This is a genomic window from Mesorhizobium sp. Primo-A (assembly GCF_003997175.1).
Lineage (GTDB): Bacteria > Pseudomonadota > Alphaproteobacteria > Rhizobiales > Rhizobiaceae > Mesorhizobium > Mesorhizobium ciceri.
The window spans coordinates 310202-328906 of sequence record NZ_RZTG01000001.1 but is presented as its reverse complement, the minus strand read 5'-3'; the positions used below and the strand labels follow the sequence as shown (position 1 = coordinate 328906).

Annotated in this window: 18 protein-coding genes; 6 read left to right on the top strand and 12 right to left on the bottom strand. The window is 62.3% G+C overall.

The window, feature by feature from the left end; genetic code table 11:
- The first annotated feature begins 15 nt into the window (after positions 1-15).
- On the top strand, positions 16-813 hold the full coding sequence (locus tag EOC83_RS01470) for an aspartate/glutamate racemase family protein (protein ID WP_013531948.1): 798 nt from the start codon (positions 16-18) through the stop codon (positions 811-813).
- A gap of 31 nt (positions 814-844) precedes the next feature.
- On the opposite strand, the gene EOC83_RS01465 is transcribed toward EOC83_RS01470, so the two are convergent.
- The 9 genes from EOC83_RS01465 to EOC83_RS01425 form a co-directional block, all read right to left on the bottom strand.
- On the bottom strand, positions 845-1636 hold the full coding sequence (locus EOC83_RS01465) for a molybdopterin-binding protein (protein ID WP_013531947.1): 792 nt from the start codon (positions 1634-1636) through the stop codon (positions 845-847).
- A gap of 1 nt (position 1637) precedes the next feature.
- The gene (locus EOC83_RS01460) at positions 1638-2519 is read right to left on the bottom strand and encodes a cytochrome b/b6 domain-containing protein (RefSeq protein ID WP_013531946.1); all 882 of its coding nucleotides are present in this window, start codon (positions 2517-2519) and stop codon (positions 1638-1640) included.
- 97 nt (positions 2520-2616) lie between these two features.
- Positions 2617-3294 (bottom strand): DUF1345 domain-containing protein, encoded by a 678-nt coding sequence (locus EOC83_RS01455; protein ID WP_013531945.1) that lies wholly within the window; start codon positions 3292-3294, stop codon positions 2617-2619.
- A 23-nt stretch (positions 3295-3317) separates the two neighbouring features.
- Positions 3318-3788, bottom strand: a complete 471-nt coding sequence (locus EOC83_RS01450; protein WP_013531944.1) for a YaiI/YqxD family protein — start codon at positions 3786-3788, stop codon at positions 3318-3320.
- A 69-nt stretch (positions 3789-3857) separates the two neighbouring features.
- Positions 3858-4985, bottom strand: a complete 1128-nt coding sequence (locus tag EOC83_RS01445) for an S-(hydroxymethyl)glutathione dehydrogenase/class III alcohol dehydrogenase (RefSeq protein ID WP_013531943.1) — start codon at positions 4983-4985, stop codon at positions 3858-3860.
- Positions 4986-5043: 58 nt separating this feature from the next.
- Positions 5044-5694 (bottom strand): glutathione S-transferase, encoded by a 651-nt coding sequence (locus EOC83_RS01440; RefSeq protein WP_063168879.1) that lies wholly within the window; start codon positions 5692-5694, stop codon positions 5044-5046.
- 71 nt (positions 5695-5765) lie between these two features.
- Complete coding sequence (locus EOC83_RS01435) at positions 5766-7532, bottom strand: Rieske 2Fe-2S domain-containing protein (protein WP_063168880.1); 1767 nt, start codon at positions 7530-7532, stop codon at positions 5766-5768.
- A gap of 21 nt (positions 7533-7553) precedes the next feature.
- Positions 7554-8447 carry an aromatic ring-hydroxylating dioxygenase subunit alpha gene (locus EOC83_RS01430; protein WP_013529897.1) on the bottom strand — a complete coding sequence of 298 codons (894 nt, stop codon included), beginning with the start codon at positions 8445-8447 and terminating at the stop codon, positions 7554-7556.
- Positions 8448-8476: 29 nt separating this feature from the next.
- Positions 8477-9334, bottom strand: coding sequence for an aromatic ring-hydroxylating dioxygenase subunit alpha (locus tag EOC83_RS01425; RefSeq protein ID WP_032809603.1), 858 nt, complete (start codon positions 9332-9334; stop codon positions 8477-8479).
- 250 nt (positions 9335-9584) lie between these two features.
- Here EOC83_RS01425 and EOC83_RS01420 point away from each other — a divergent pair, with 250 nt between their 5' ends.
- The 5 genes from EOC83_RS01420 to EOC83_RS01400 all read left to right on the top strand — a co-directional run bounded on the left by EOC83_RS01420 (position 9585) and on the right by EOC83_RS01400 (position 15152).
- Positions 9585-10421: a GntR family transcriptional regulator gene (locus EOC83_RS01420; RefSeq protein WP_024505100.1), complete on the top strand. Its 837-nt coding sequence runs from the start codon at positions 9585-9587 to the stop codon at positions 10419-10421.
- On the top strand, positions 10418-11512 hold the full coding sequence (locus tag EOC83_RS01415) for a BMP family ABC transporter substrate-binding protein (protein WP_013529894.1): 1095 nt from the start codon (positions 10418-10420) through the stop codon (positions 11510-11512). Before EOC83_RS01420 ends, EOC83_RS01415 begins: the two co-directional genes overlap by 4 nt.
- Before the next feature lie 97 nt (positions 11513-11609).
- Entirely contained in the window at positions 11610-13157 is a 1548-nt protein-coding gene (locus EOC83_RS01410) for an ABC transporter ATP-binding protein (protein ID WP_063168881.1), read from the top strand.
- A 25-nt stretch (positions 13158-13182) separates the two neighbouring features.
- Complete coding sequence (locus tag EOC83_RS01405; protein ID WP_224621515.1) at positions 13183-14232, top strand: ABC transporter permease; 1050 nt, start codon at positions 13183-13185, stop codon at positions 14230-14232.
- Complete coding sequence (locus EOC83_RS01400; protein WP_082826540.1) at positions 14232-15152, top strand: ABC transporter permease; 921 nt, start codon at positions 14232-14234, stop codon at positions 15150-15152. Before EOC83_RS01405 ends, EOC83_RS01400 begins: the two co-directional genes overlap by 1 nt.
- 10 nt (positions 15153-15162) lie before the next feature.
- Here the strand turns inward: EOC83_RS01400 and EOC83_RS01395 are convergent, their stop codons facing one another.
- The 3 genes from EOC83_RS01395 to EOC83_RS01385 are packed head-to-tail and all read right to left on the bottom strand — an operon-like array spanning position 15163 to position 18684.
- Positions 15163-16095 (bottom strand): ABC transporter permease, encoded by a 933-nt coding sequence (locus EOC83_RS01395; protein WP_013529890.1) that lies wholly within the window; start codon positions 16093-16095, stop codon positions 15163-15165.
- On the bottom strand, positions 16088-17164 hold the full coding sequence (locus EOC83_RS01390; protein WP_013529889.1) for an ABC transporter permease: 1077 nt from the start codon (positions 17162-17164) through the stop codon (positions 16088-16090). Before EOC83_RS01390 ends, EOC83_RS01395 begins: the two co-directional genes overlap by 8 nt.
- Positions 17161-18684, bottom strand: coding sequence for an ABC transporter ATP-binding protein (locus EOC83_RS01385; protein WP_013529888.1), 1524 nt, complete (start codon positions 18682-18684; stop codon positions 17161-17163). The genes EOC83_RS01390 and EOC83_RS01385 overlap by 4 nt, the downstream gene beginning before the upstream one ends.
- Between the last annotated feature and the right edge of the window lie 21 nt (positions 18685-18705).

Below are 18705 nucleotides of genomic sequence, written 5' to 3'. Positions count from 1 at the left end.
GGAGGGGACTGCGCCATGGACGCCCCGGTTAGCCGCGCCGACGACACGCTTGTCCTCGACAAGGAACACATTCCCTTCAAGACCGATGACGGTATCGGCACGCGCGCCAATCTCGGCCTGCTCGTGCTGCGGACCGACCAGACCATCGAGGATGAATTCCGGTATGCGCTGCCCGCGCGCGACATCGCGCTGTACGAGGCGCGGCTCTACAGCGATGTCGAGATCACACCGGAAAACCTGATGAAAATGTCGGCGGTAATCCCGGCAACGGTGGGACTCTTGCCCGACGTCAAGTTCGATGTGATCGGCTTTGCCTGCACGTCGGGAGCGCTGGTCATCGGCGAGGATAAGGTTGCCGAGCGCGTTCACGAGGTGCTGCCTGGTGTGCAGGTGACCAATCCGGTGACCGCGGCACGCGCCGCGCTGAAGGCCCTGGGGGTCTCGAGGATCGCGCTGCTCACCCCTTACTTGGCGAAAATCAATCATTCGCTGCGGGCATCGCTGATGGCGCGGGGGATGGATATTCCGGTCATGGGCTCCTTCAACGAGGCGGACGACAATGTCGTTGCACGCATCACGCCGGCATCGGTCAAGCAGGCCATCTTGGAAATCGGTGCGTCGAGCGACTGTGATGCGGTGTTCGTTTCCTGCACCAGCATGCGCGTTGCCCGCATCATCGAGGAGGTCGAGAAGGAGTTGGGGAAACCGGTCACCTCCAGCAACCATGCACTTGCCTGGCATATGCTGCGGCTTGGCGGCATTGGCGAGCAGATTGCCGGAAAAGGCGAGCTGTTTCGCCGCTCGCTAGGCTAGCATCTTCAGCGCCGGATTTGCGGTGTGCAGCTCAGATCCCGCCGTACCAGTCATAGCCATTGTCTTCCCAATAGCCGCCCCTGCCACCGCCGACATCGGCAAAGCCGTCGACCAGTTCGATCTTGTAGAGATATTTCGGCATCTTGTAGCCGAGCTGGCGCTCGACGCGAACCCGCAGCGGCGCGCCGTTCTCGACCGGCAGCGGCTTGCCGTTCAGGCCGTAGGCGAGGATCGTCTGCGGGTGACGGGCATCGATGAGGTCGATGGTGCCGTAATATTTGATGTCGCCCGACAGGCTGCGGTCGATCGTGTCGAGGCAATGGAACATGACATAGCGCGCCTGCGGTTTGACCACCGCCTGGTCCAGCACCAGCGACAGCGGCGTGCCGGTCCATTTGGCTATGCAGCTCCAGCCTTCGACGCAGTCATGGCGGGTGATCTGGGTGCGGCTTGGCATGTTCTGGAGCTGCTCGCGGCTGAGCGACAGCGGCTTTTCGACAAGACCCGTCACTTCCAGACGCCAGTCGGCGAAATTGTTGGCGAGCAGGCCCTTGTAGACGTCGTCATCGGGAGCGGTGACGCCGTTCGGCCGCTGCGGCTGGCGGATATCGGCCTCGGTGAATTCCGGCGCCAGCGCACCGCGTCCGGCGAGCAGGCGTTGCGCCCGGTATGTCAGGCCATTGGCGTTTTCGAGGAAACTGCGCAGGCCGCTGCCGACGCTTAGCTGGCTGTCAAAGGCGTCGCAGCCCGACAGCATGATACCGGAAGCGCCAAGGCCGGCAGCGGTCAGGAATTTGCGGCGGCTGATCTCAAACTTCGCCATGTCAGGCACTCCTCTCGGCTGTATTGTCGTTCTGTGCGGGAGGATCGGTGCGGTACCAGCCGGTGATGATCGAGCGCAGCTCGTTGATCGGGCCGGCGGCCAGGATCATCAGGATATGGACGACGAAGAAGGCGACCAGCAGCACCATCACGGTGAAATGGATGGTGCGTGCCGTCTGCCGGCCACCGAGCAGATCGTTGAGGAAAGGCAGCACCGAGTTCATGCTTGGCGACATCGCCAGACCGGTGATGATCATCAGCGGCAGCAGCACGAACAGAACCCCGCCATAGGCCATCTTCTGCAGCGTGTTGTATTCGCGCGTGTGGTGGAATTTGAGCTTGGCGTGGTCGACGATGTCTTGCGGCAACCGCTTCAAATCGTCGAGGCGTGGCGCGAGATCGCGGCGGATGTGACCGTTGACGATGCTGGCGACCAGCCAGACGATCAACGTCGTGGTGAGTATCCAGGCAAAGAAGAAATGGATGACGCGCGCAGTGCCGAGATCATAGTAGGACGGGATGGTCGCCCAGGACGGGAAGGCGCGGGACGTCTCCTGGCCGGCCGGACCCGACCAGCCGAGCACCCCAGTGGTGTTGAAGCGTTTGCCGAAGATCTCCGTGTAGCCGCGCGGACCCGCATCGGAGTTCTCGGCGCCGATGGCGAAGATGGTGTTGTTGTAATCGAAGCCCGATTGCTTGCCGATATAGAGCTGCGGACGGGCATTGAAGATCTGCAGGCCGGACAACAGCATGAAGAACAGCGAGATGGCCCACAGCCAATGCGTCAGCCGCGTCCAGCGCGACTGCCGGTAAATCAGCGTTTTGTCGTTCGACGCCGAAGCGCCTGGATCGGCGGCGGATTGGCTTCTGGCAACGGATTCCATCGTGTTTCGTCTCCCGGCCTCGCGGCATGGCCTGCGCGCTCATTGTCCTCCTGATACGTCGCGATCCAAACCGATGTTTCATCCGATCACGGATTTATTACGGACCGCCCAGGCTGACGGCGAGATTGACGGCAGCGGCGACGATGACCGTGTTGAAGAAAAACGACAGGATCGAGTGGACAAGCACGACACGACGCATATGCGTCGTCGAGATGTTGGTGTCGGCGGTCTGCGCCGTCATGCCGATCACCGTCGAGAAATAGAGGAAGTCCCAACCCTCCGGCCGTTTGTCGCCCGGAAACAGCAGTCCGCCGACCGGGATTTTCTTCCTGGTCTCGGCATCCATCGCATCGCCATCCATCCAGTAGACATGAGCATAATGGAGCGCTGCCATGGCATGGATGGTGAACCAGCCGAGCGGGATCGACAGCAGCGCGAAGAAGAGCTCGATGGGATGGCTTCTGTCCTTCTGATTGATCAGCAGGAACAATGCGACAACGGCAACGCCGACGACGACAAGCGTCACGGCGAAGATGACCAGCACCGGCTGGTCGGTGGCGCGCGCATTCTTGCTCAGATACCTGCCGGTGAACTTCGGCATCTGGGCGACGACGAGAATGACATAGGCGGCAAAGAACGCGTTGGCGCCGATCGAATAGGCAAGCGGAGCGTGCAGCAGCAACGCCACCAGAAGCGCAAAGACGCCGAAGCAGGCAGACACAGCAAACAGCATGTGGCGCTGCATGGGTTTGTCTATCGGAGCTTCGGCGGCCATGGTGGTTCCAGCCCTGGATAGCGCTAATCCGGTGTGGCCGATTTCATGGCACGCCGCAAGATGCGATCGAGTTCGCCCAGAAACCGCGACCGGTCTTGCGGCGCGAAGCTGGCATTGTAGCCCTTGCTTTCGCCGGTCTCGCGCAGATGCTGCTTCAGGTCGCGCATCGCCACCGCCATGCCGATCGTTTCCGGCGTGAAGGGACGTCCGGTTGGCCCAAGCACATGGGCGCCAAGCGCCACCGCGCGGGCGGCCAGCGGAATGTCGGCGGTGATCACAATGTCGTTGGTGCGTGCATTGTCGACGATCCAGTCGTCGGCGGCATCAGCGCCCTTGGAGACCACGACATTGCGGACCATCGGATCGCGCGACGGCCGCAGGCCGCCATTGGAGACGTAGGTGACAACGACGCCATGCCGGTCGGCCACTTTTTCGACCTCGGCCTTGACCGGGCAGGCGTCTGCATCGACGAGAATGGCGGGGAGTTCGCTCATGTTTCTTTTCTCCTCCCATTGTGAACCACGGAGGCCGCGCGCCGGTTGGACCGCGGCCTGCGATCTTCCTCAGTAAACCACGACGCTTCTGATCGATTTGCCCTCATGCATGAGATCGAAACCCTTGTTGATGTCCTCGAGCTTGAGCGTGTGGGTGATCATCGGGTCGATCTGGATCTTGCCGTCCATGTACCAGTCGACGATCTTCGGCACATCGGTGCGGCCGCGCGCGCCGCCGAAGGCGGTGCCCATCCAGGTGCGGCCGGTGACCAGCTGGAACGGCCTGGTCGAGATCTCCTGGCCGGCGCCGGCAACGCCGATGACCACCGACTTGCCCCAGCCGCGATGCGAGGCTTCGAGCGCCTGACGCATGACCTTGGTGCTCCCCGTGCAGTCGAATGTGTAGTCGGCGCCGCCGATCTGGTCGGCGCCACGCTTGGTGATGTTGACGAGGTAGGGCACGACATCGCCGTCGATCTCCTTCGGATTGACGAAATGCGTCATGCCGAAGCGCTCGCCCCACTCCTTCTTGTCGTTGTTCAAATCGACGCCGATGATCATGTCGGCGCCGGCAAGTTTCAGGCCCTGGATGACATTGAGGCCGATGCCGCCGAGGCCGAAGACGACCGCGGTGGCGCCGATCTCGACCTTGGCGGTGTTGATCACGGCACCGATGCCGGTGGTGACGCCGCAGCCGATGTAGCAGATCTTGTCGAAGGGCGCGTCCGGATTGACCTTGGCCAGTGCGATCTCGGGCAGCACGGTGAAGTTGGAGAAGGTCGAGCAGCCCATATAGTGAAAGATCTTGTCCTTGCCGATCGAGAAGCGCGACGAACCATCGGGCATCAGGCCCTGGCCCTGCGTGGCGCGGATCGCCGTGCAGAGGTTCGTCTTTCTCGACAGGCAGGACGGGCACTGGCGGCATTCGGGCGTATAGAGCGGGATGACGTGGTCGCCCTTCTTGAGCGAGGTGACACCCTTGCCGACATCGACGACGACGCCGGCGCCTTCATGGCCGAGGATGGCCGGAAACAGACCTTCCGGATCGGCGCCCGACAGTGTGAATTCGTCGGTGTGGCAAATGCCTGTCGCCTTGATCTCGACCAGCACTTCGCCCTCGCGCGGGCCCTCGAGGTCGACCTCCATGATCTCCAGCGGCTTTCCGGCGGCGACAGCGACAGCGGCGCGGGTTTTCATTCTTTTTCTCTCCCAAATCTCTATTTTGCCGGGCCAGAACGCGGCGCTTATGATCAGACTATGCGGCGATCTTGCCGGGGCCGGCGGGAAACACACCCGACATGACGGTGAAGCCCTTGATGCGCTTGACACGGTCGCACCAGCGCCGAATAGCCGGATAGTCCTGGCGCGGAACACCGCCTTCCTCCGACAGGATGATGTAAGGAAAACAGGCGATGTCGGCGATGGTCGGGTGACTGGCCGAACAGATCCAGTTGCGGCCCTGCTGTTCGCCGAACCACAGATGCTCGTCGAGGATACGGAAAAGGCGATGCGCGCCGGCACGCGCGGCGTCGATATCGAAGTCATAAAACAGCGCATCGTGCAGGCGGGCGGCCGACGCCGTCGAAGTGATACCGTCTGCAAAGGCCAGCCACTGGCTGATCTCGCCCAGCAGAGCGGGATTGTCCCGCGGATACCAGGTGCCCGACGGATCGTATTTCGAGGCGAGATAGACAAGGATCGCTTGGGCATCGCGCAAGATCAGCTCTTCATCCTCGATGACCGGCAGCTGGCCAAGCGGATTGAGTTTCAGGAACCATTCCGACTTGTGTTCGCGGCCGGGGTAGAAGTCGACCGGCACGGTCTTGTAGTCGATGCCGAGAAAACTCATCAGCAGCCGCAGCTTGTAGCAATTGCCCGACAGTTCGTAGTCGTAAAGCGTGATCATCGGCGGCTCCTAAAGCAATTCCAGGAAAAGTGTGTAACGGTTTTCCGTCCGGAATTGCGTAAAACAAACAGTTAGATGTCCAGCACGAGGCGTGCCGATTTGGCGCGCGAAACGCAGGTCATGATCTTGGTTCCGGCCTTCCTCTCGGCATCGTTGAGGTAGACGTCCTGATGGTCCGGTTCGCCCTCGATCACCGTCGCCACGCAAGTGCCGCAGGCGCCTTGCTCGCAAGACGACGGAACATCGATGCCGCTTTCGCGCATGACCTGCATGATCGTCTTGCCCGCCGGCACCTGAAGCGTGACGCAGGAGCGCGCCAGCGCGACCTCGAAGCTCGAACTGTCGTCGATCTTGTTGGTGTTCTTGAAGTACTCGAAATGGACGGCGCTATCCGGCCAGCCCTGCTCGGCCGCGATCTTGCGCGCGGCTTCCAGCATCGGTCCCGGGCCGCAGATGTAGAGATGCATGCCATTGCGATAACCGGCGAGGAGTTGTCGAAGCTCGGCGCCGGTCGCGTCGGGCGAGAGGCCGAGATGCGGCTTCAGCGCATCGCCGAGATGCTTCAGCCGATCGGCAAAGGCGAGGTGTTCCTCGCCTTGCGCGAAATAATGCAGCTCGTGCGCAAGCTCCTGGTTCTTCAGCGCCTGCGCCATGGCGAGCAGCGGCGTGATGCCGATGCCGCCGGCGACGAACAGCGTCTTGATCGCATCGCGGCGCAGCGGGAAGTTGTTGCGTGGCTCGGAAATCGCCAGCACGTCGCCCTCTCGCACCGTCTCATGCATGCATTTCGAGCCACCCTTGGAGTCCCGTTCCAGCTTGACGCCGATGGTGAAGCTGTCGGTTTCACCAGGACCGTTGGTGATCGAATACTGCCTGATCTCGCCATTGGGCATGTGGACGTCGATATGAGCTCCAGGCTGGAACGTCGGCAGGATGCCCTTGATCGGACGAAGCTCGAAGCCTGCGATCCCGTCGGCGGTCTGCCATTTTCTGGCCACGCTGACACGCAGCGCAGCCTTGCGGCCATGCGTGGTCACCTCAGGCATTTCGGCGAGTTCGGCCGAGACCCGTTCGTAGACCGGCTCGAGCGGCGCCGGCGCCGGCGCGTTCGCCACGTCGCGCTCGACCTCGTCGCGCAGCTTGGAAAGCCGCTCATTGTGGTGACGCAGAATGGCAATGCGCGCGGCGCCCTCGGCCTCCTGATCGAGCACGCCGCGGATCACCGAACGGTTGGAATCGACCGGCTGCACGAAGAAAACGCCCTGCGTCTCGGCGCCGCTGGCTCGCGAGCGAAGCGCCACAGCGAAATCCTGGGCGGCTTCGACGAGAATGTCGGCGCCCTCGCCGTCGATCGCTCCGTTGGGTTGAAAGCGATAGGCTCTCAGCCTCTCGACGACTTTGTCGGCCGGCGCGTTGACCGCGATGCCGCGCAAGGCGAGGAGCTTGTCTTCGGCGAGGCCGGCAATCTCAGGCACCTCCCCGCGCGGCTCTTCCGAGGACCAGACCAAGCCATAACGTTCGACCGCCGGAAAAGTGCGGTTGGTGATGGTGCGGGCGGGTGCATCGGCCGGATGAGCCGGGATATAGGTGCAGCCAGCGGTGCGGTTCGAATAACGCCAGCCGTGATACTGGCATTTCAGTTCGCGCCCGTCATTGATGCCGATCGACAGCCTGACGCCGCGATGCAGGCAGCGGTTCTCCCAGATGTTGACGTAACCGTCATCGGCCCGCCACACGGCGAATTCCCGGCCCAGCAACTGGCCGTGGAAAACGTGGCGAAACGGCAAATCATGGGCAGCGGCGATCGGATGCCACCGGCTTCTGGCTTCTTCCAACATCAATCGTCTCCAAAATGTCTGTCAGGCTGCAGCCGGGATGACCCCGTAGGTCACGCCCTTCTGGCTGAGCCAGCGCCGGTAGGCGATGGCCGACTTGTCAGCGCGGATCGGCGTCTCGGCGCGCGGATCGAGCGGCAGGCGCTTCGGCACCTGGTTTTCCAGGATCGGCTTGTCCTGGCCGAAGATCGTCTGCTGGAAACGCTTGATCACCTTGTCTTCATTGTCTTCGTCGAGCACGCAAAGCAGCATGTGGGCGCGCACATGCTCCTGGTCGACCGGCTGCAGGAAGACGGCGATGACATCGCGCCGGGTCTCGTCGACCGGGCTCGATTTATAGAGCACCGAGCAATAGGGATGCGGCACGCGATAGACGTAGTCGACGTCGGCGCCGCCATCGGACGCCGTCGACGCCATCGGCTGGAAGAAGCGGCAGCGCGTGGCCAGGATCTCGTCGCGATCGACGGAGATCTCGACGTCGTATTCCTTGACTTCGGTATGCGGCTCGACGCCGAGTATGTCGGTATGCACATAGGGGAAGTGGCCCATGTCGAGAAAGTTCTCGATGGCGCGTGGCGCCGAGACGTTGACGCCGAACGTTGCCGCATTGAGCTTGCGGCGGTCCGGCTCTTGATATTCGGGGATCGGGAACAGCTCGGCCGGCGGCGACCCGAGCGAAGTCCAGACATAGCCATAGGCGCTTATTGCAGGCAGCCTGTCGGCGGGTGGAATATGGTCAGCCCTTTGCACATCGGGACGCGAGCGCCAGACGACGGGCTCGCCATCCGCGTCCACCGCAAAGCTGAGGCGCTCCTCGAGCAGAACGGTCTCCTGGACGGCGCCGGGAGCAGCTTCCGCGATGGCGCCCACGGGATGCCAGAGATTGAGGATCACGGGATCAGCGCATTTCGTCATCATGTTATCCCTTCAAATACCCTCGGACGTCATCAGATCTGTGCCGGTATCGCACCATAGGTGACCGCCCTGTCACGCAGCCAGCGCCGATAGGAAACCGAGACGGCATCGGCGCGGATCGGCGTCTCGGCGCGCGGATCGAGCGGCAGGCGCTTGGGGACCTGGTTTTCCAGGATCGGCTTGTCCTGCGCGAAGATCAATTGCATGAAACTGCGCACCGTCGCCGCATCCATGCCCTCCTTGAGGTAGCAGAGATAGGGATGCGCGACGCAGTTCTCCTCGTCGACCGGCTGCACGAACAGCGTGATGACATCCAGCCTCCCCTTCTGGATCGGATTGCTCTTGTAGAGCGCCACCGTATAGGGCCGGATCACCTTGTAGATGTACTCGACGACGAACCCTTCCTTCGCGGTCGGCGACGCGATGGGCTGGTAGAATTTGCATTCGGTCGCCAGCACCTCGTCCTGGGGCGTGATTTCCACCTTGTAAGGCACGACCTCGGTATGCGGCTCCTCGCCGAGCCAGCCTGTGTGGATGAAGGGGAAATGCCCCATGTCGAGAAAATTCTCGACGGCGCGAAGGCCCGACACCTTGACCGCGATCGAGCCGCCGCTGACCAGATGTCGATCCGCCTCGTTGGCCTCGGGGATGTAGATGATGTCGCGCCAGGGTTTGTCCAGACAGGTCCAGACGAAGCCATAGCGCTCGGCGCTCTTCAACACGTCGCCGGTATCGTTGCGAACGACTTCGATCTTGTTTGAATGTTTTCGAACGACGAGATCGACCCCAAGCAGACGGGTCGAAAAGGGCACATCCTGGCTGAGCGATTCCTGGTCAGCGACGATATGCCAGTCGTTCAGAAGCTCGCGGTCGACGCAACGGGTTGCCATCGGCATCCCTCCCAACTCGGCTAGCCCTTCACCACGAACCTAGCCTGACGTTTCGCAATGACGAAATCACAAGATTGGATACCAATCAATGATTTTTTGTCAGCCAAAATCATTTTTTGTGTTGACAGACTATGATGATTGAATTCCGATATGGAAAACCTGAACCTGGGATATGGCACATCCCGAAGCGTCATGTCTTCATCATGGAAAGCCTGCTGATCATGTCGTCGCAAAGGCGGAGAACCGTGCCTTGAGCAGCCGCTCCCAGACGATCGCGGACACGCTGACCCGCGCCATCATCGACCATCGGCTGGTGCCCGGCTGCAAGCTCGGCGAGCGCGAGCTTGCCGAGATATTCGATGTCAGCCGCATCGTGGTGCGTCAGGCCCTGATACGGCTCGCCGATGACGGGCTGGCGCAGATCGAGCGCAACCGCGGCGCCTTCGTCGCCAGGCCAAGCATGCAGGAGGCAATGGAGATTTACGACGCGCTGACCCTTGTCGAACAGGGGGTGGCGGCCCAGCTCAGCGATCGCCTTGGCCCCGCCGGATGGGCCGAGCTGCGCCAGCATGTCGAACGCCAGCGCCAGGCAGTCGCCGCCGGCAACGATGCGCTGGCCGACGTGCTCGGCCAGGAATTCCACACGGTGTTCGTGCGCCTTAGCCGCAACAAGGTGATGCAGGAAATCCATGCCCAGCTGGTGCGCCGCACGACGCTGCTGCGCTCGCTCATTTCAGCCGATTTCGACTATTGCAATCTGCTCGACGATCATTCGAGGGTCGTCGACCTCCTGGAAAAGGGCCGCCTGAAACAGGCCATGGACCTGATCGACACGCATCACCGCACCGTGGTGCGCGGCTATATCATGGATCGCGACGTGTTTCCGGAGATGACGCCTGCCGAAGCGCTCGCACCCTATCTCGACGGCAAGGCCGACGGAGCGACGATATCGGCTGGATTGAGGCAGGCAAAACCATCCGGGAATGGCGACGGCGCGGTGCACGCGCACGTCCATCTCCCTAACAAAGACCGGGCATCGACAAGCCGGGCATCAACCAAAAAAACCAACAGAGGGTTACCGACATGAACGACCTGACAAGACGCGGATTCCTGAAATACAGCGGTGCGCTGGGTGCTGCGCTCGGTGCCGGAGGGCTGAGCACGGTCGCCAAGGCTCAAGAGGTGCTCAAGATCGGCGTCGTCTACGTCTCGCCGATCGCCGAAATCGGCTGGACCAAGCAGCACAGCCTTGGCGTCGAGGCGATCAAAGCCGCGTTCGGCGACAAGGCCGAACTCACCGTCATCGACAACATCTTCATGCCGCAGGATGCGGAGCGCATTTTCCGCGAGCTGGCCAGCGCCGGCAACAAACTGATCTTCGGCACCAGCTTTTCGCACGGAACGCCCATGCAGAAAGTGGCGCCGCGGTTCCCCAAGGTGGCTTTCGAACATTGCTCCGGCATCGTCCACCTTGCCAATCTGGGTACCTTTGAAGCCAAATATTACGAGGGCACTTTCGTCGCCGGCGCGGCCGGCGGCTACATGTCGAAATCGGGCAAGATTGGTTTCATCGGCGGCTTTCCGATTCCGGATATCGTCGGCCCGGCCAACGCGCTGCTGCTCGGTGCGCAAAGCGTCAATCCGAACGCCACCTGCAACGCCATCTTCCTCAATTCCTGGTTCGATCCGGGCAAGGAGAAGGAGGCCGCCAAGACGCTGCTTTCGCAAGGCTGCGACGTCATCTGCTCGATGACCGACACGGCGACGGGCGTCCAGGTCGCGGGTGAAGGCGGCGCCTGGTCGATCGGCTACGCCAGCGACATGGCCAAGTTCGCTTCGGGCAAACAGCTGACGTCCTTTGTCCTCGACTGGACCAGCGACTATGTCGGCGCCGCCAAGGCCGTCGCCGCCGGCACCTGGAAGCCGGAAGTGCGCTGGGATGGACTGGCAGCGGGCGTCGTGAAGATGGCGCCCTACAATGACGGCATACCGGCCGACACCAAGGCCAAGCTGAAGCAGCTCGAGGCCGACATCGGCAGCGGCAAGGTGCACCCCTATGGCGGCGAGTTGAAGGACCAGGCCGGCAACCTCAAGGTCGCTGCAGGCTCCGTCCTGGCCGATGACGATGTTCGCGGCATGAACTGGTTCGTCAAAGGCATGATCGGCAAGCTGAGCTGAACGCCATCAAAGAACCAGGGAGGCGCCGAGACCGACCTTCGGCGTCTCCCTGCCTGGTTCCCGTCCAACCTCGCTTCACGCCACGGCAGGACCCGCCATGCATCCGCGTCTAGAACTGCGCAACATCCGCAAACGCTATCCCGGCGTCGTCGCCAATGACGAGGTCTCGCTGTCTATCCAGCCCGGCGAAATCCACGCCGTGCTGGGCGAAAACGGCGCCGGCAAATCGACCCTGATGAAGATCATCTATGGCGCGGCGCAGGCCGATTCCGGCGAGATCTTCTGCGACGGCAATCCGATCGCGGCGCACAACCCGGCGACGTCGCGCGCGCTCGGCATCGAGATGGTCTACCAGCACTTCGCGCTGTTCGAATCCGTTTCAGTGGTCGAGAACATTGCGCTCTCGGCAAGCAGCGCCTTCGATCTGCCCTCGCTTGCCGCCAAGATCCGCGAGCTTTCGCTTCGCTACGGTATGCCGATCGATCCGCATCGCCAGGTGCATGACCTCTCTGTCGGCGAGCGGCAGCGCGTCGAGATCGTGCGCTGCCTGCTGCAGGCGCCCAAGCTTCTGATCCTCGACGAGCCGACTTCCGTGCTGACGCCACAGGCGGTGGTCAAGCTGTTCGAGACGCTTCGACAACTCGCCGCTGAAGGCTGCAGCATCGTCTACATCAGCCACAAGCTCGACGAGGTGCAGGAGCTCTGTGACACCGCAACCGTGCTGCGCAACGGCAAGGTCACCGGCACCGCTCGGCCGAAAGAGACGACCTCGCTCGAGCTCGCCCGCATGATGGTCGGCTCGAAGCTGCCGGAAATGCATGTCAGCCCGCCGACCCCGAGCGAGAAGCCAGTGCTCGAGGTCAACAACCTTTCGGTCAAGGCAAGAGACCATTTCGGCGTGGATCTGAAGGACGTCTCCTTCAACGTTCATGGCGGGGAAATCGTCGGCCTGGCGGGAGTGTCCGGAAACGGCCAGGCGGAGCTTATCGCCTTGCTCAGCGGCGAACGCACGCATCACAACAACGACGCGATCAGGATTTGCGGTACCGCTGCCGCTCGCCTTCGTGCCGACGAGCGCCGTAAGCTCGGTCTCGCCTTCGTTCCCGAGGAACGGCTGGGCCGTGGCGCGGTACCGTCGCATACGCTGTGGGAGAACGCGGTTCTGACCGCCCATCGCTTCGGCACCGTCCGCAACGGCCTGGTCGACCGGCGCAAAGCCAGCGCCTTCGCAGCTGGCATCATCGACAGGTTCAAGGTCAAGGCCAACGGTCCGGCTTCGACGGCGCAAAGCCTGTCGGGCGGCAATCTGCAGAAATTCATCGTCGGCCGTGAGATCGCGCTCGAGCCGAAGCTTCTGCTTGTCTCCCAGCCGACCTGGGGCGTCGATGTCGGCGCCAGCGCCTTCATCCGCCAGACCATCGTCGACCTCAGCCGCGCCGGCGCGGCGGTGCTCGTCGTCTCCGAAGAACTCGACGAGCTGTTCGAGATTTGTGACCGGCTTCTGGTGATCTGCCAGGGGCGCGTGTCACCGCCGCTGGTACGCAAGACGACCGACCGCGAAGAGGTCGGGCTGCTGATGACCGGTCGAACGATGAGCACGGATCAAATGGCAATTGGGAGTGGCGACGTTGCGCTTCAGGATTGAACAAAGGCCGGAGCCTTCGGCAACAATGCGCGTCGCGGCGCCGGTGCTGGCGTCGGTTTTGACGCTGGTCGTCGGCTCGATCTTTTTTGCCTCGCTCGGACACGATCCGCTGCCGACGCTCTACGCCTTCTTTGTCGAGCCGTTGAATTCCCTCAACGGTTTGTCGGAATGGCTGCTCAAGGCTTCGCCGCTGATCCTCATTGCGTGTGGGCTGGCTATCGGCTTCCGCGCCAATGTCTGGAACATCGGCGCCGAGGGCCAGTTCACCATGGGCGCGATTGCGGCGAGCGGCGTCGGTCTTTTCTGGCCGAACCCGGACAGCGTGCTGCTGTTGCCGTTGATGTTCGTTGCCGGCATGGGCGCCGGCATGGCATGGGCGGCGATCCCTGCCTTCCTGCGCGCCCGCATGAACACCAACGAGATCCTGGTCACGCTGATGATGACCTACATCGCGACGCTGTTCCTGTCCTATCTCGTGCATGGACCGTGGCGCGATCCGGCCGGTTTCAACTACCCGCAGACGGCACTTCTGCCGACAGCCGCCCTGTTCGAATCCTTCGACCCGGCCTATCGGCTCAACCCTTCGATCTTCATCACCGTCGTCGCCGTGTTCGTGATGTGGCTGTTCACTGACCGCAGCTTCCTTGGCTACAAGATGTCGGTGAGCGGAGCGGCACCGCTTGCCGCCCGCTATGCCGGCTTTCGCGAATCTGCCGCCGTCTGGATCGGGCTGATGGCGGGTGGTGCGGCCGCCGGCATCGCCGGCATGGCGGAAGCCGCCGGGCCGCTCGGCCAGCTCTCGCCGCAGATTTCGCCCGGCTACGGTTTCGCGGCCATCATCGTCGCCTTCATCGGCCGGCTGAACGCCTTCGGCATCGTGCTTGGCGGGCTGTTGATGTCGCTGCTTTTCCTCGGCGGCGAAGGCGTGCAGATGACGCTGGGCCTGCCCTCGGCGCTGACGCGCATCTTCCAGGGCATTCTTCTGTTCTTCCTGCTCGCCGCCGACTTCTTCATTTTTTATCGCATCCGCCTGATACGGCCGGCCCGAGACACGCACGCGCTGGAGACAGCCTGATGGACTTGATCATCGCCATCTTCACCGGCACCGTCATCGCCGCCACGCCGCTGATATTCGCGGCACTCGGCGAACTGGTGGTCGAGAAGTCCGGCGTGCTTAACCTTGGCATCGAAGGCATGATGCTGATGGGCGCGGCATTGGCTTTCTGGGCCGTAACCGCAGGCTATCCAATGCCGGTTGCGATCCTGGCCGGCGCCCTGGCAGGTGCCGCCGCCTCGCTGCTGTTCGGCGTTCTGGCACTGACCTTCCTCACCAATCAATATGCGGCCGGACTGGCGCTGGCCATCTTCGGTTCCGGCGTGTCGGCCTTCCTTGGCCGCGGCTTCGGCAGCGAGCCTATCGAGGCGCTGCACGGCATCAACGTCCCTGTTCTGTCCGATCTGCCGCTGATCGGTCCGTTGCTCTTCCGCTTCGATCCGATGGTCTACCTAGCTCTGGTGATGTTCGCTGCCATCAGCTGGTTTCTCTACCGCACGAAGGCCGGGCTGATCTTGCGAACGATCGGCGAGTCACCGCAGACATCGCATGCGATCGGCTATCCCGTGATCAGGATCCGCTACATGGCCGTGTTGTTTGGCGGGGCGATGGCTGGCCTGGCGGGCGCCTATCTGTCCGTCGCCTACACACCGCTCTGGGTCGAGAACATGACTGCCGGCAAAGGCTGGATCGCACTGGCGCTGGTGGTTTTCGCCACATGGCGCCCGCTGCGCATCCTGCTTGGCGCCTGGCTGTTCGGCGGCATGACGATCCTCCAGCTGCAGGGACAGGCGCTCGGACTGGAAGTGCCGTCCGAACTGCTCTCGGCCCTGCCCTATCTCGCGACAATCATCGTTCTGGTGCTGATCTCGCGAAACCGGCAAATGCTGGCGCTGCACTTCCCGGCTTCGCTAGCAAAGCCTTTCCGTCCGGCGGGTTGAGCAGCAGGGTCTATTCCCTGTTGTAGGGAATGCCGAGCGCCACGGGCTGATGGGTGCGCGACCGCAAGCCCGCAAGCAGCACAAGTGACGCCACATAGGGCAAGACGAGGAACAGCTGGTGGGGGACAGGAATCCCCACCACTTGCGCATGGATGCCCAACGCCTCCAGAAACGCGAAGATGAAGATCGCTCCAACGATCCGGAACGGCATCCAGTTGCCGGCGATGATCGCGACCACGACCAGCCAGCCGCGGCCGGCAATGAGATCGGGAACGAACTTGTCCGAATAGCCAAGCATCAGGAAGGCGCCGCCGAAGCCGGACATCATGCTGCCGAACATGATCGCGAGGCACTGCCTGAGGCCGACGTGCAGGCCCTTGACGTCAAGCGCCTTCGGATTTTCGCCGACACAGCGCACCTCAAGGCCGTATTTCGTTCGGTAGAGAAAGAACCAGACGAGGATGGGCACCAGGAAGCTGACATAGGTCAGCAGGCGTTGGGAAAACAGCACCGGTCCCAGGATTGGAATATCCGACAGATAGGGGATCGGAACCTGGTCGAAGCCGATGAAGGTCGGCGCCTCGCGACCGCCAATATAGGCCTGGAACCAGAACAGCGTCACGCCCGATGCCAGGAGATTAAGGGCAAGGCCGGCTACGAATTGCTCGGCCTTCAAAACAATCGTGACGAACGACATGATCAGGCTGCTCGCGGCGCAGGCCAGGATGGCTATCGCCAGAGCCAGCCAAGGCGATCCGGTTGTCGAGGCAACCATGTAGGCGACAATGGCGCCAATCAGCATGGTGCCTTCGACAGCGATGTTCCAGATGCCCGCGCGCTGCGTGACAAGTTCGCCCATTGCCGAAAAAAGCAATGGCGTGGCAATGCGGACCATCGCCGCCAGGAGGCTTATCAGAAGCGGGCCCTGCAGCAGCTCAAGCATGGACTTCCCTCCTCACGATCTGAAGGCGCGTTGCGACGGCGGCACTGAGAAAGAACAAAAGCACCAGCCCTTCCATCGCCGACACCAGGCCTGCCGGCGTGCCACTCTTCAGCCGCATGTAGATCGTGCCGCTTTCCAGCGCGCCGAAGAACAGGGCGGCGATCATCACGCCGCTCGGGCGCAGTCCTCCCACCATGGCAACGACGATCCCCGAACTGCCGATGCCAAGCAGCGTCTCGGCACGCAGCCGGTGCGAGACACCGAAAAGCTCGCCGGCGCCAGCCAGTCCCGCCAGGGCCCCCGACATCAGCATGACGGTCAGCAGAAGCCGGCGCACATTGGTGCCGCGAAACGTCAGCGCGGTCGGGTTTGAGCCGAACGCGCGGATTTCGTAGCCCAGCGACGTCTTGTCGAGCAGCACCGCTGCGAATGCCGAGGCGGCGAGAGCGAACAGGAAGCCGACATGCAGCTTTCCCGCCCCAACAGCCAAGAGGATCGGCCACTCCAGACTTGGATCGATGGGCGGCGACTGGTGATAGGATACGGTCACGCCTGTCGCCATCCAGGGGCCGCCATCGAGAAGGTAGGCGAGCAGGTACATGACGACGTAATTCAGCATCACCGTCGAAATGATCTCGCTGGTGCCGAACCTGGTTTTCAGTGCGCCGGCCAACAGGCCGAGCACGCCGCCGCCCGCCATTCCGGCCAGCGCGAGTGTGCAGACGGCCAGCCAGCCTGGCAATGGCGCTATCCAGAAACTCACCCAATAGGCGGCCATCGCGCCGGCGAACACCTGCCCCTCCTGGCCGATGTTCCAGATCTTGGCCCTGAATGCGAACACCGTGCCCAGCCCGACAAGCAACAGCGGGGTCGCCTTCGCCAGCGAACCGAGCAATGCGCCTTGGCTGCCGAATGCGCCGACGATCAGGGCCGTGAAGGCCCTTGCAGGATCGCCGCCGGAAAGCCTCAGCAAAACAGCGGAAGCCAGGAGAGCACCTGATATCGCCGCCGAATAGCAGACGACGTTCCATCCCAGGCTGCTGCCCGAGCGTCGTTGAAATGAAATCATTGAATTCCCTGCGTAAGCTGGCTGGCATCGCCTGCCATCATCATTCCAAGTTCGAGGAGGCTGGTCTCCTCGGGTCGCACGATGCCCATGATCCGGCCCTTGAACATGACCGCTATGCGATCGCAAAGGCGCAGCAGGTCTTCGAGTTCCTCTGAGGCCAGGAGGATCGCAAAGCCCGCGGCCCGCTTTTCCAGGATTTTCTCGTAGACGAATTCGGAGGCCGCAACGTCGAGCCCTCGCGTCGGCTGGTTGGCCAGCAACAGCCGCCGCGCATGCTGGAACTCGCGGGCAAGAATGACACGCTGCGCGTTGCCCCCCGACAGTCGCTCCACCGGGAGGTCCGCCGAGGCGGTCGCGACCTTGTATTCGTCGATCTTGCGCCTCGCCAACTCAGCCAGTTTGCGGCGATCGAGGAACGGACCACGACAATATTCCGGCGATCGCTGCCAGCCGAGGACAAGGTTTTCGGCGGTTCCGAACTCCGGGATCAACCCTTCGAGGAAACGATCGTCCGGAATGAAACCCACGCCGCTGTCGAGAATCTGGCGAGACGTCGGCGCGGTGACCGGGCTTCCTTCCAGCGAGAAACCGCCCGATTGAAGCGCGCGGACTCCCATCAGTACCTCGAACAGTTCCTTCTGGCCGTTGCCGGCAACGCCAGCCAGCCCGAGAACCTCGTTGGCGGCGACGGTAAACGTCACGTCCTTGAGGACATCCTCGCCCCATTCGCCAACCGCCGACACCTTTTCGACCGAGAGGATTTCTCCCGCCGGCGTGACGGAATTGTCCCTGACGTTTTTCGTCACCTTGTGCCCGACCATGAGGGCGGTAATCGCCTCGGCTGTCGTATTGGCGGTGTCCACCGTAGCGACGACCTTGCCTTTGCGCAGGATGGTGACCCTGTCGGATTGCATCACCTCGCGCAGCTTGTGACTGATCAGGACAATCGACAATCCACGCTTGCGCATCCCATCAAGGATGACGAAGAGCTGGTCGGATTGCTGCGGCGTCAGGACCGCCGTCGGTTCGTCCAGGATCAGCAGCTCGGCACCGAAATAGAGTGCTTTGAGGATTTCCACCCATTGCTGTTCACCGACCGACAATTGCCAGATTTCGCGATCGAGGTCGATGTCGATGCCGCAGTCCCTGCAGAGGCCGAGAACCCTGCGGCGGGCATCGGCCTTCCTCAGCAGCAACCCGACATCGGCACTGCCGACGATGATGTTTTCGAGCACGGTGAAGTTCGACACCAGCACGAAATGCTGGTGAACCATGCCGATGCCTAACCGCAAGGCATCGGCGGGAGAGCTCAATTCCACCACCTCGCCCTTGAAGCGTATCTCGCCGCTATCGGCTTTGTAGTAGCCGTAGAGGCAGGACGACAGCGTCGACTTGCCTGCCCCGTTTTCACCGAAAAGGCAGTGGATCTCACCCTTGCGGATATCGAGATTAACCCCGTCATTGGCAATGACGCTGCCAAATCGCTTGGTAAGGTTCTGAACGTTCAGCAGGTCTTCCATTGGGTCGCACCGGGCTGCCTG

Excerpts from the sequence above, each read along its gene's own strand:
- EOC83_RS01470 (WP_013531948.1), top strand. The coding sequence starts at position 16 with ATGGACGCCCCGGTTAGCCGCGCCGACGACACGCTTGTCCTCGACAAG.
- EOC83_RS01465 (WP_013531947.1), bottom strand. The coding sequence starts at position 1,636 with ATGGCGAAGTTTGAGATCAGCCGCCGCAAATTCCTGACCGCTGCCGGC.
- EOC83_RS01460 (WP_013531946.1), bottom strand. The coding sequence starts at position 2,519 with ATGGAATCCGTTGCCAGAAGCCAATCCGCCGCCGATCCAGGCGCTTCG.
- EOC83_RS01455 (WP_013531945.1), bottom strand. The coding sequence starts at position 3,294 with ATGGCCGCCGAAGCTCCGATAGACAAACCCATGCAGCGCCACATGCTG.
- EOC83_RS01450 (WP_013531944.1), bottom strand. The coding sequence starts at position 3,788 with ATGAGCGAACTCCCCGCCATTCTCGTCGATGCAGACGCCTGCCCGGTC.
- EOC83_RS01445 (WP_013531943.1), bottom strand. The coding sequence starts at position 4,985 with ATGAAAACCCGCGCCGCTGTCGCTGTCGCCGCCGGAAAGCCGCTGGAG.
- EOC83_RS01440 (WP_063168879.1), bottom strand. The coding sequence starts at position 5,694 with ATGATCACGCTTTACGACTACGAACTGTCGGGCAATTGCTACAAGCTG.
- EOC83_RS01435 (WP_063168880.1), bottom strand. The coding sequence starts at position 7,532 with ATGTTGGAAGAAGCCAGAAGCCGGTGGCATCCGATCGCCGCTGCCCAT.
- EOC83_RS01430 (WP_013529897.1), bottom strand. The coding sequence starts at position 8,447 with ATGATGACGAAATGCGCTGATCCCGTGATCCTCAATCTCTGGCATCCC.
- EOC83_RS01425 (WP_032809603.1), bottom strand. The coding sequence starts at position 9,334 with ATGGCAACCCGTTGCGTCGACCGCGAGCTTCTGAACGACTGGCATATC.
- EOC83_RS01415 (WP_013529894.1), top strand. The coding sequence starts at position 10,418 with ATGAACGACCTGACAAGACGCGGATTCCTGAAATACAGCGGTGCGCTG.
- EOC83_RS01410 (WP_063168881.1), top strand. The coding sequence starts at position 11,610 with ATGCATCCGCGTCTAGAACTGCGCAACATCCGCAAACGCTATCCCGGC.
- EOC83_RS01405 (WP_224621515.1), top strand. The coding sequence starts at position 13,183 with ATGCGCGTCGCGGCGCCGGTGCTGGCGTCGGTTTTGACGCTGGTCGTC.
- EOC83_RS01400 (WP_082826540.1), top strand. The coding sequence starts at position 14,232 with ATGGACTTGATCATCGCCATCTTCACCGGCACCGTCATCGCCGCCACG.
- EOC83_RS01395 (WP_013529890.1), bottom strand. The coding sequence starts at position 16,095 with ATGCTTGAGCTGCTGCAGGGCCCGCTTCTGATAAGCCTCCTGGCGGCG.
- EOC83_RS01390 (WP_013529889.1), bottom strand. The coding sequence starts at position 17,164 with ATGATTTCATTTCAACGACGCTCGGGCAGCAGCCTGGGATGGAACGTC.
- EOC83_RS01385 (WP_013529888.1), bottom strand. The coding sequence starts at position 18,684 with ATGGAAGACCTGCTGAACGTTCAGAACCTTACCAAGCGATTTGGCAGC.